Here is an 11,200-nt window from a genome sequence, read left to right on the forward strand (position 1 = left end):
TACGCGCCGAAGGGCACGGCCGCCCCGAGCCGCACGGTCGCCCCGGGCCGCACGGCCGCCCCGGGCCGCACGGTCGCCCCGGGCCGCACGGTCGCCCCGGGCCGGGCCGGGGCGGGGCTCCTGGCCAAGGACGGCAGGCCGCTGTCCCTGCGCTTCGTGCTCCCCTCGGGCCCCGGCTCGCAGTCGCTGCGGGCGGTGGGGGAGCGCATCGCCCGGATGCTGGACCGCGTCGGCATCCGCACCGAGATCTCCAAGGTCGAGGACGCGAGCTACTTCAAGGACCACATCGCCTCGGGCCAGTACGACCTGGCGCTGTACTCCTGGCCCGCCTCCGCATTCCCCGCGACCGACGCGCGCCCCATCTACGCCAAGCCGGTCCCGGCGGCGGACGGCTCCCTGAACGTCGAGCAGAACTTCACCCGGGTCGGCACCGACCAGGTGGACCAGCTCTTCGACCAGGCCGTCGCCGAACTCGACCCGGCGGAGTCCCGCGAGCTGGTCCGCAGGGCCGACGCCCGCATCTGGGCCGCCGCGGGCTCGATCCCCCTCTACCAGCGCCCCCAGCTCATGGCGGCCCGCACCCGTCTCGCCAACGCGGGTGCCTTCGGTTTCCAGACCCCCCTGTACGAGGACATGGGCTACTTGAAGAAGAGCGGAACCCGCAGGTGAACCCGTGGAACCGGGCCCCGCGAGGGGCGCGGGGAACGGTGCGGGCGGCCCTCCGCGACCCGCACTGTGACAGCCGACGCAGCCCACCCGCGCAGCCCGGACGGCGGCGGGCCCGTACCATGGGGGGCAAGGCCGTGGCACGTTTCAGCCCGGCAGGGCCCCGCGCAGCAGCGGATGGCCGTCACCTCACTCCGGGAGAAGCGCCTCAATATGGCCACGCGCCACGACATCCGCAACGTCGCCATCGTCGCCCACGTCGACCACGGCAAGACCACCCTGGTCGACGCCATGCTCAAGCAGGCCGGTGCCTTCGCCGCGCACGCCGCCGAGTCGCTCGACGACCGCATGATGGACTCGAACGACCTGGAACGTGAGAAGGGCATCACGATCCTGGCCAAGAACACGGCGGTCAAGTACCACCCGAAGGATGGCGGCGACGTCATCACGATCAACATCATCGACACCCCCGGCCACGCCGACTTCGGCGGTGAGGTCGAGCGCGGCCTGTCGATGGTGGACGCGGTCGTCCTGCTGGTCGACGCCTCCGAGGGCCCGCTGCCGCAGACCCGCTTCGTGCTGCGCAAGGCGCTGCAGGCCCGCCTGCCCGTCATCCTGTGCATCAACAAGACGGACCGCCCGGACTCCCGTATCGACGAGGTCGTGAACGAGGCGTACGACCTCTTCCTCGACCTGGACGCCGACGAGGAGCAGATCGAGTTCCCCATCGTCTACGCGTGTGCGCGTGACGGTGTCGCGTCGCTGACCAAGCCGGAGAACGGCACGGTCCCGGCCGACAGCGACAGCCTGGAGCCGTTCTTCTCCACGATCCTCTCGCACGTCCCGGCCCCGTCCTACGACGAGGACGCCCCGCTCCAGGCGCACGTCACCAACCTGGACGCCGACAACTTCCTCGGCCGTATCGCGCTCCTGCGCGTCGAGCAGGGCGAGCTGCGCAAGGGCCAGACGGTCACGTGGATCAAGCGTGACGGCACGATGGCGAACGTCCGCATCACCGAGCTGCTGATGACCGAGGCGCTCACCCGCAAGCCCGCGGAGAAGGCCGGCCCCGGTGACATCTGCGCGGTCGCCGGTATCCCGGACATCATGATCGGCGAGACCCTCGCCGACCCCGAGAACCCGGTCGCGCTGCCGCTCATCACGGTCGACGAGCCGGCGATCTCGATGACCATCGGCACGAACACCTCGCCGCTGGTCGGCCGCGGCGGTACCGGCAAGGGCGCGGAGAACAAGGCCGCGGTCAAGGACCGCAAGGTCACCGCCCGCCAGGTCAAGGACCGGCTCGACCGCGAGCTGATCGGCAACGTCTCGCTGCGCGTCCTGGAGACCGAGCGCCCCGACGCCTGGGAGGTGCAGGGCCGCGGCGAGCTGGCGCTGGCCATCCTGGTCGAGCAGATGCGCCGTGAGGGCTTCGAGCTGACCATCGGCAAGCCGCAGGTGGTCACCCAGATCATCGACGGCAAGGTCCACGAGCCCGTCGAGCGCATGACGATCGACGTCCCTGAGGAGCACATGGGCGCGGTCACGCAGCTCATGGGCGTCCGCAAGGGCCGGATGGACAACATGTCCAACCACGGCTCGGGCTGGGTCCGCCTGGAGTTCGTCGTCCCCTCCCGCGGCCTGATCGGCTTCCGTACCGAGTTCCTCACGGGCACGCGCGGCACGGGTATCGCCCACTCCATCCACGAGGGCCACGAGCCGTGGTTCGGCACGCTGACGACCCGCAACAACGGTTCGCTGGTCGCCGACCGCGCCGGCGCCGTCACCGCCTTCGCGATGACGAACCTCCAGGAGCGCGGCGTGCTCTTCGTCGAGCCCGGCACCGAGGTGTACGAGGGCATGATCGTCGGTGAGAACTCGCGCGCCGACGACATGGACGTGAACATCACCAAGGAGAAGAAGCTCACCAACATGCGGTCGGCCGCGGCCGACTCGTTCGAGGCGATCGTCCCGCCGCGCAAGCTCTCGCTGGAGCAGTCGCTGGAGTTCTGCCGCGACGACGAGTGCGTCGAGGTGACCCCGGAGGCCGTGCGCATCCGCAAGGTCAACCTGGACGCCCGTGAGCGGGGCCGCGCCGCCAGCCGCGCCAAGCACGGCTGACCTGCTCCGTCAGGACCCTCCGGAGGCTCTCCGGGGGTCCTGACGGGGGTTTGCGGGAGGTTCTCCCGGGGTTCGTCGAAGCGCCCGGTTCTCCGCACAGCGGAGGGCCGGGCCTTCGGCATGCGCGGGTGTTCCCGCACGCCGAAACCGGCTCAGTTCGGGCGACGGCGGAAACGGTACGGCGCCGTTCGCATATCGGGCAATGCCCAATCAAGTTTCGGACACGTAAACGAAATTTTCGACATAAATGTCCGCTTTGCGAGAATGTCAGCTCGCCTGTCAAGCGCGCCCAGGTGTCATTCTCTGCAATTTTTGTTCAAAATTTCGACCGTAGGGAGATCCCTATGTCTTCCGCCCTTGACGCGCGTTGACCCACTTGGTGAAAGTTCCCTGAAACCACAGAACCTGCCGGTATCTGTGCTGCGCTCAACTCTCCATCCCCGGGGGAAGAACAAAGATGACCAGTCCAACCAAGGCCGAGGGCTCCGGGCCGTCGGCGGCCTTGGACCCCGAGCTCGAGTCGAACACCGAGCCCGCCGGGGCCGAGAAGCTGGAAGGCCGTTCCCCCGGGCAGCTGATGTGGTACCGCTTCAAGCGAGACCGTACCGGAGTCGTCGCCGCGTGCGTGGTGATTTTCTTCTTCGCGGTCGCCGCCCTCGCCCCGGTCATCTCGGCGGTGTACGGCAAGGACCCGTACACGCTGTACGCGCAGGAGCCCGACTACCCCTTCCTGCTGGACGACTTCGCCATGCCCACCGGGTCCTTCGGCGGAATGTCCGGTGACTTCTGGTTCGGCGTGGAGCCCAAGCTGGGGCGCGACGTGTTCACCATGCTGCTGTACGGCATGCGCACCTCGCTCTACATGGCCGTCCTCGTCACGGCGTTCAGCGTCCTGACGGGCGTCGTCATCGGCATGGTCAGCGGCTACTTCGGCGGCAAGGTCGACTACTGGCTGGGCCGGGTCACCGACTTCTTCCTGGCCTTCCCGCAGCAGCNCCGGGTCACCGACTTCTTCCTGGCCTTCCCGCAGCAGCTGTTCTTCATCGCCTTCATGCCGGTGGTCACCGCGCTGTTCGTCTCCCCGACGGACGAGACCCCCACCTATCTGCGCGCTGTGGCGATCATCCTGGTGATGTGGTTCCTCGGCTGGATGGGCATGGCCCGGCTGGTGCGCAGTTCCGTGCTCTCCCTGCGGGAGCGGGAGTTCGTGGAGGCGGCGAAGGTCTCGGGGGCCTCCCCGGCGCGTATCGTGCGCAAGGAGATCCTGCCGAACATCGTCACGCCGATCCTGGTGCAGGGCACGTACATGCTGCCCAGCACGATCCTCTCGATCGCGTTCCTCAGCTACGTCGGTGTGGGCTTCACGGAGCCGACGCCGGACTGGGGCCGGATGTTCGCCATCGGCGCCGAGATCTACGAAGAGGACCCCGCGTTCATGTTCTTCCCGGGCGTCGCACTGGTGATCTTCGTGCTCGCCTTCAACCTTCTCGGCGACTCCGTCCGGGACGCATTCGACCCCAAGACCGGACGCTAACCGTCCATTGGTGGTGGGGGAGCTGCCACCCCCGTTCCGGGAGACCGGATCGCCAGGCAGCACTCGTGGACAACTATCGACAGGTAGGTGCATAGGCATCATGAAGCCCATCAGAAAGCGCACCGCGCGCGCCATAGTCGTCGCCGTCGCGGCGGGGTCGCTGGCGCTGACCGGCTGCTCCAACGACAGTGGCAAGAACAACTCCAAGGACGACTCCAAGTCCAAGGAGGATGCCAAGGCGCAGTCGAACCCCGTTGCCTACGGTGATGCCCAGGCGTCCAACGGTCCGGCCGAGGCGGTGCCCGGAGCCAAGTCCGGCGGCGTCATCAACGTGTACCAGCAGTCCGACCTGACCCACATGGACCCGGGCCAGATCTACGTCAGCGACGCCGGCCAGTTCGCCAACCTGATCCACCGCGGTCTGACGAACTTCCAGGAGGACGACAAGGGCAACCTGACCGTCGTCGGTGACATCGCCACCGACTCCGGCAAGTCGTCCGACGGCGGCAAGACCTGGACGTACACCCTCAAGGACGGCGTCAAGGACGAGGACGGCAACGTCATCACGTCCGCCGACATCCGCCACACCATCGAGCGGCTGTACTCGAAGGTCATCTTCGACGGTCCGACCTTCGTCCAGAACTGGCTCTCGGGCTCCGACTACCGCAAGGCGCTGCCCGACGGCCCGTACAAGGGCAAGCACCTGCCGGACTCGGTCCTGGAGACCCCGGACGACAAGACGGTCGTCTTCCACTTCAAGAGCCCCCAGCCGGACCTCCCGCAGGCCCTGGCCATGGCCGGCTACGCCATCGTGCCCGAGAAGCAGGACACGAAGGAGAAGTACGACAAGGCCCCGGCGGCCCTCGGCCCGTACAAGATCTCCGAGTACAAGGCCGGCAAGACCCTGAAGCTCGTCAGGAACGAGCAGTGGGACGAGAAGACGGACCCGGTACGCCACCAGTACGTCGACGGCTACAACTTCAGCAACACCATCGACCAGGAGAGCCAGACCAAGCGTCTGATCGCCGACCAGGGCGAGGCCAAGAACGCCATCCAGTTCACGGACTCCGTGGCGCCGACCCAGATGTCGACGGTCGTCGGCAACCCCGCCACGAAGAAGCGCACCATCCAGGGCTACCAGGTCTACGTCTGGCAGCTGACCTTCAACCTGGACAGCGCCAAGGTGAAGGACAAGAAGATCCGGGACGCGATCTCCTACGCGATCCCGAACCAGTCCATGGTGCAGGCGGACGGCGGCCGGTACGGCGGTGAGGTCGCGGGTGGTCTGCTGGCCCCGACCCTGCCCGGCTTCGACCCGAAGTACGACCCGTTCGGCAAGCTGAAGAAGCCCAACGGCGACCCGGCGAAGGCCAAGGAACTGCTGGAGGAGGCCGGCTTCAAGAAGGGCACCAAGCTCAGCTACGCCTACTCCAACACCCCGCGCGGCCAGGCCCAGATGGTCATCATCAAGAACGCGCTGAACAAGCTCGGCTTCGACGTCCAGGCCAAGGAGATCGACCGCGCGACCTTCTACGAGCAGGTCGGCAAGCTCAAGAACCCGTACGACCTGTACATGACCGGCTGGGGCCAGGACTGGCCGTCCCCGTCCACGGTCATCACCCCTGTCTACGACGGCACGCAGGTCGCCGACGGCTCGTCGAACTACTCGCACATCGACGACGCGCAGGTCAACAGCCTCATCCAGAAGGCCCTCAAGCAGGAGCCCGAGGAGGCCGCCACGACCTGGGAGCAGGCCCACCACCGCATCGTGGAGGAGATCAACCCGGCCGTACCGGTCTACTACTCGAAGCAGATGCAGCTGTTCGGTTCGAACATCGGCGGTGCCCGCTTCAGCACGGAGTCGAGCTACATCGACATCAACGACCTGTTCCTGAAGCAACCGTAACCATCCCGCTCGGCTGATCCGCGGGGGTGTGCGCCAGGCGGAGCGCACCCCCGCGGACGGTATCCCCCTCCTGCCGCCGCGTTTCGAAGAGAGCACCCACCCGCCATGCTTCAGTTCCTCATCCGCAGGCTGAGCGGCGCCGTCGTGATCATGTTCCTGATCGGCGCCTTCACGTTCTTCCTGTTCTATACGATCCCGCAGGACTTCGCGCAGCTGGCCTGTGGCAAGAACTGCTCCCCCGAGAACATCGCGGTCATCCGCGAGAACCTGGGCCTGGACAAACCCATCACCACCCAGTTCTGGGAGTTCATGGTGGGCATCGTGTCCGGTCGGGACTTCCCGCAGGGACACTGCTCCGCCCCGTGCCTGGGCGTCTCGTTCGACAGCGGCGAATTCGTGTGGGACTCCATCATGGACCGCTTCCCGCTGACGCTCTCGCTGACCGTCGGCGGCCTGGTGATCTTCCTGCTGTTCGGTCTCGGTACGGGCCTGCTGGCCGCCTGGAAGCGCGGCACCGCCGTCGACAAGGTGGTCAGCGGTGCGTCGATGGTGCTCAGCTCGTTCCAGATCTACTTCCTGGGCCCCATCGTCCTGAGCCTCCTCGTCTACCAGACCGGCTGGCTGGAGAACCCCAAGGAGGCGTCGATCACGGACGACCCGGCCGGGTGGTTCATGGGCCTGCTGATCCCCTGGATCGTGATGGCCACGATCTTCACCGCGCAGTACACGCGTATGGCGCGTTCGACGATGATCGAGCAGTTGCAGGAGGAGCACGTCCGCACCGCGCGCGCCAAGGGCATGCGCCAGCGGTACGTCTTCTTCCGCTATGCCTGGCGCGGTTCGCTCATCCCGATCGTCACCATCATCGGCATGGACCTCAGCGCGCTCCTGTCGGGCGCGGTGGTCACGGAGTACACCTTCGACCTCGCCGGTATCGGACGTCTCGCGGTCACGGGCTCGCTGACCAAGGACCTGCCGCTGACGATGGGCGTCATGCTGTTCGGGGCCTTCTTCATCCTGATCCTGAACATCATCGTGGACCTCGCCTACGCCTACATCGACCCGCGCGTGCGCCTCGCCTAGGAGAAATACCGTGACCACACTGACCAAGACCGAAGGCGAGAAGGCCCCGGGCGGGCCGGAGGCCTTCCTCTCGGTCCGCGACCTGCGGGTGCGGTTCTCCACCGAGGACGGCATCGTGAAGGCCGTCGACGGACTCTCCTTCGACGTCGAGCGGGGCAAGACGCTCGGCATCGTGGGGGAGTCGGGCTCGGGCAAGTCCGTGACCAACCTGACCGTCCTCGGCCTGCACAACCCCAAGACCGCCACCGTCGAGGGCGAGATCGTCCTCGACGGCAAGGAACTGGTCACCGCGACCGAGAAGGAGATGGAGAAGCTCCGCGGCAACAAGGTCGCGATGATCTTCCAGGACCCGCTGACGGCGCTCTCGCCGTACTACACGGTGGGCCGGCAGATCGCGGAGCCCTTCATGAAGCACACCGGCGCCTCCAAGAAGGAGGCGAGGGCACGGGCGATCGAGATGCTCGACAAGGTCGGCATCCCGCAGCCCGCGACGCGCTTCGACGACTACCCGCACCAGTTCTCGGGCGGTATGCGCCAGCGCGCGATGATCGCGATGGCGCTGATCTGCGACCCGGACCTGCTGATCGCGGACGAACCCACCACGGCCCTCGACGTGACCGTCCAGGCGCAGATCCTGGACCTGCTCAAGGACCTCCAGCAGGAGTTCGGCTCGGCGATCATCTTCATCACCCACGACCTCGGCGTCATCTCCAAGATGGCCGACGACCTGCTGGTGATGTACTCGGGCCGGGCCGTGGAGCGCGGCAGCGTCCGCGAGGTGCTGCGCGCCCCGCAGCACCCGTACACCTGGGGCCTGCTGAGCTCCATGCCGCGACTCGGCGGTGACACGGCGCAGGCGCTCACCCCGATCCCGGGGACCCCGCCCAGCCTGCTGAACCCGCCGTCGGGCTGCCCGTTCCACCCGCGGTGCGGCTTCACGTCCGAGGTCTCCGGCAACCGCTGCTCCGGCGAGCGGCCGCTGCTGCCCGCGGGCCGCGGCGCCGCCTGCCATCTCGACCACGAGCAGAAGTCGACCTTCTTCATCGAGCAGATCAAGCCCCGGCTGGGCTAGGGAGAACGACACATGAGCGACAAACTCACCCTGCCGAAGCCGCAGGGCCCGGTGGACGGGGCCGGCGAGACGCTGCTCTCCGTCGAGGGCCTGACCAAGCACTTCCCGATCTACGGCGGCTTCCCGATCAAGCGCAAGGTCGGCGCCGTGCAGGCCGTCGACGGGGTCGACCTGACCGTCGGAACCGGCGAGAGCGTCGGCCTGGTCGGCGAGTCCGGCTGCGGCAAGTCCACGACCGGCCGGCTCATCACCCGGCTCCTGGAGCCGACGGCCGGCAAGATCACGTACGCGGGCCAGGACATCACGCACGCCTCGCGCCGGCAGTTGGCGCCCGTGCGGTCCGAGATCCAGATGATCTTCCAGGACCCGTACTCCTCGCTGAACCCGCGGCAGACCGTCGGCACCATCATCAAGTCGCCGATGGAGGTCAACGGGATCAAGCCTGCGGGCGGCGTCGAGACCCGCGTACGGGAGCTGCTGGAGCTCGTCGGCCTCAACCCCGAGCACTACAACCGCTTCCCGCACGAGTTCTCCGGCGGCCAGCGCCAGCGCATCGGGGTGGCCCGCGCGCTCGCCCTGAACCCGAAGCTGATCGTGGCGGACGAGCCGGTCTCCGCGCTCGACGTGTCGATCCAGGCGCAGGTCGTCAACCTGCTGCAGAAGGTCCAGGAAGAGATGGGCATCGCCTTCCTCTTCATCGCCCACGACCTGGCGATCGTGCGGCACTTCTCGCAGCGCCTCGCGGTGATGTACCTCGGCAAGGTGGTGGAGGTCGGCGACCGCGACTCCATCTACAACCGGCCGCGCCACCCGTACACCCACGCCCTGCTGTCGGCCGTCCCCGAGGTCGCGCTCGACGACGAGACCGAGGACCGGGAGCGGATCCGGCTCTCCGGCGACGTCCCCTCGCCGATCCACCCGCCGTCCGGCTGCCGCTTCCGCACGCGCTGCTGGAAGGCACAGGACAAGTGCGCGACCGAGGAGCCCCCGCTGGTCCAGATCTCCGGCAGCCGTGCGGGCCACCTGACGGCGTGCCACTTCCCGGAGGACCCGACGACGGAGTCCCGGGCCGAGGACATCGTCCTGGACCCGGCGCTGGCGGCACTGGAGAAGGAAGCGGAGTAGTGACCCGGGGATGACCCGGGGGCTCCGCCCCCGGACCTCCGGTCCGCGACACACCGGACGGGCTGAGGGTCTCGCGGTTCGGCCGCGAGACCCTCAGCCCGTCCGGCGTCCGGCGTTCCGCGGACCCGTGTGCCGCGGATCCGTGTGCCGGGCGACGCCGAGGGCCCTCATGGCCACGCGGCGCCGTCCGCCCCTCGCGGTCACGGGGAGGCGGCGCGACCGCCCTCGCCCGGTGCGCCGGGGAGGCCCAGGGACGTCCACGGCGACCAGGCGCCACCGGGTTCGTTCTGCCAGCGGTGGACGACCTCCCCCGACTCGTCGACCCCGAGGACGACCATCCCCGCACCGTGGTCCACCACCGACGGAACCCCGGTGCTCACGCGCGAGGCCGGCACCGAGGGCGTGCCGACGGCCCGTACCGCCTCCTCCAGGAGGGCGCGGGCCTTCGCCTCGGCCTGGTCGTAGCGGTCGGGGAAGGCCGAGCGCTGCACCGCCTGGGCCGTCTGCCCCGCGGTGAGCTGCGGTGACCGCTGCTCGACCCGTACGGCGCGGACGAAGAACTGCCGGGCCGCGTAGGGCACGTGCCGGATCTGCTCCGGGGTTCCCCAGCCCTGGCTCGGGCGCTGCTGGAAGACGCCCAGGGAGTCGCGGTCGCCGCAGTCGAGGTTGTTCATGTGCGACTCGACCCAGCCCGCCTCGAAGCCGGCGAGCATCACCTTGTCCGAGACGCCGAGTTCACGGCCGACGAGGCAGACGGCCTTCGTCACGCCGGGATCGTGGTCGGACGGTACGGGGCACGGGGCCATCCTGGGCTTCCTGATCCGTGAGTGCGTGGTCGCGGGGACGGACCCCGCGGGGGCGGACGGGTGGTCCCGCCCGCCCCGGTGCCGTTCCGATCGGCCGTTCGGGCCCTCAGCCGTCCGGGCCCTCGGCCGTCCGGAACTCAGCAGTGGAAGAAGACGCTCTTCCAGCCGAAGCCGTCCCGGCTCTCCTGGCTGCCGCGGAAGGTGTGGTGCACCACCCCCCGGCAGTCGGACTGGTTGTACATCGCGGCGGTCTGGCCCGTGTAGGTGAAGCGGTAGGCCGCCTTGTGGTGGGGATCGATGTTGTTGCAGCCGCAGGCGGACACCTCCCTGGCGCTGCCGGTGTTCTGCGGTCCGGCCCAGCTGAGGAAGCTGCTCGCGAACGCCGGGCCGGCGCCCAGGAAGAGGGCGCCCGCCAGCGTCGCGGCGCTGACGGAGGTACGGAGGGCACGTCGTGTACGCATGGGACTCCTTGGTCGTTGTCGCTGTGGTCGGTCGATGAGCGTCGAACGTCGCGGGCGGGCGGGGCCCGGCGCCGGACGGGGAGGTTCCGGGGTGTCATGGGCGGCCCGCGCGGTCGGCCGGCGGGGCCGGGGCGCGCGGAGCGACGAGGGCGCCGTCGGCCGCGGGCGCGTCGGGGTCGTGGGCGAGGCTGCCCTCCATGTCCACCCAGGTGTCGTTCCAGGCGTGGCCCTGCCCGGGACCGCGCTGCCAGGTGTGGGTGACGCGCCCGGCCGGGTCGCGGCCGAAGACGGAGAGGTCGCCGCTGGGATTGAGGACGACGGCCGGGTCGTCCGTGAGGTGGCCGTTGAGGGGGCTCCAGTGGGACCAGAGGCCGCCGGTGCCGGTCTGCCAGCGGTGGTGGAGGGCGTTGTCGGTGCCGCGGGCGA

General features: G+C 68.7%; 9 protein-coding genes and 1 pseudogene. 7 read left to right on the top strand and 3 right to left on the bottom strand.

Going from position 1 to position 11,200, the window contains the following annotated elements; translation table 11 throughout:
* The 7 genes and pseudogenes from KM933_RS37645 to KM933_RS37675 all read left to right on the top strand — a co-directional run.
* A pseudogene (locus tag KM933_RS37645) lies at nt 1-669 on the top strand (ABC transporter family substrate-binding protein); the annotation flags it as partial.
* Nucleotides 670-879: 210 nt separating this feature from the next.
* A complete protein-coding gene (gene typA, locus KM933_RS37650) occupies nt 880-2,787 on the top strand; it encodes a translational GTPase TypA (protein ID WP_221361700.1) in 1,908 nt (635 codons plus the stop codon).
* A gap of 457 nt (nt 2,788-3,244) precedes the next feature.
* Nucleotides 3,245-4,321 (top strand): ABC transporter permease, encoded by a 1,077-nt coding sequence (locus tag KM933_RS37655; protein ID WP_221361702.1) that lies wholly within the window; start codon nt 3,245-3,247, stop codon nt 4,319-4,321.
* Nucleotides 4,322-4,421: 100 nt separating this feature from the next.
* Nucleotides 4,422-6,227 carry an ABC transporter substrate-binding protein gene (locus KM933_RS37660; protein WP_221361704.1) on the top strand — a complete coding sequence of 602 codons (1,806 nt, stop codon included), beginning with the start codon at nt 4,422-4,424 and terminating at the stop codon, nt 6,225-6,227.
* 105 nt (nt 6,228-6,332) lie between these two features.
* Nucleotides 6,333-7,310 carry an ABC transporter permease gene (locus tag KM933_RS37665; protein WP_221361706.1) on the top strand — a complete coding sequence of 326 codons (978 nt, stop codon included), beginning with the start codon at nt 6,333-6,335 and terminating at the stop codon, nt 7,308-7,310.
* 10 nt (nt 7,311-7,320) lie between these two features.
* The gene (locus KM933_RS37670; RefSeq protein WP_221361716.1) at nt 7,321-8,382 is read left to right on the top strand and encodes an ABC transporter ATP-binding protein; all 1,062 of its coding nucleotides are present in this window, start codon (nt 7,321-7,323) and stop codon (nt 8,380-8,382) included.
* Between the two features lie 12 nt (nt 8,383-8,394).
* Entirely contained in the window at nt 8,395-9,507 is a 1,113-nt protein-coding gene (locus KM933_RS37675; RefSeq protein WP_221361718.1) for an ABC transporter ATP-binding protein, read from the top strand.
* Between the two features lie 200 nt (nt 9,508-9,707).
* On the opposite strand, the gene KM933_RS37680 is transcribed toward KM933_RS37675, so the two are convergent.
* The 3 genes from KM933_RS37680 to KM933_RS37690 all read right to left on the bottom strand — a co-directional run.
* Nucleotides 9,708-10,274, bottom strand: coding sequence for a hypothetical protein (locus KM933_RS37680; protein ID WP_221361720.1), 567 nt, complete (start codon nt 10,272-10,274; stop codon nt 9,708-9,710).
* Between the two features lie 176 nt (nt 10,275-10,450).
* Nucleotides 10,451-10,774 (bottom strand): MiAMP1 family antimicrobial peptide, encoded by a 324-nt coding sequence (locus tag KM933_RS37685; RefSeq protein ID WP_221361721.1) that lies wholly within the window; start codon nt 10,772-10,774, stop codon nt 10,451-10,453.
* Nucleotides 10,775-10,868: 94 nt separating this feature from the next.
* Nucleotides 10,869-11,200, bottom strand: a 332-nt coding sequence (locus KM933_RS37690; protein ID WP_488269392.1) for a DUF8189 domain-containing protein, incomplete at its 5' end; no start/stop codon positions are given.

It is taken from the genome of Streptomyces beigongshangae (assembly GCF_019710745.1).
Lineage (GTDB): Bacteria > Actinomycetota > Actinomycetes > Streptomycetales > Streptomycetaceae > Streptomyces > Streptomyces beigongshangae.

Coding starts and splice junctions, on each gene's coding strand:
- KM933_RS37685 (WP_221361721.1), bottom strand. CDS start 10,774: ATGCGTACACGACGTGCCCTCCGTACCTCCGTCAGCGCCGCGACGCTG.
- typA (WP_221361700.1), top strand. CDS start 880: ATGGCCACGCGCCACGACATCCGCAACGTCGCCATCGTCGCCCACGTC.
- KM933_RS37660 (WP_221361704.1), top strand. CDS start 4,422: ATGAAGCCCATCAGAAAGCGCACCGCGCGCGCCATAGTCGTCGCCGTC.
- KM933_RS37665 (WP_221361706.1), top strand. CDS start 6,333: ATGCTTCAGTTCCTCATCCGCAGGCTGAGCGGCGCCGTCGTGATCATG.
- KM933_RS37675 (WP_221361718.1), top strand. CDS start 8,395: ATGAGCGACAAACTCACCCTGCCGAAGCCGCAGGGCCCGGTGGACGGG.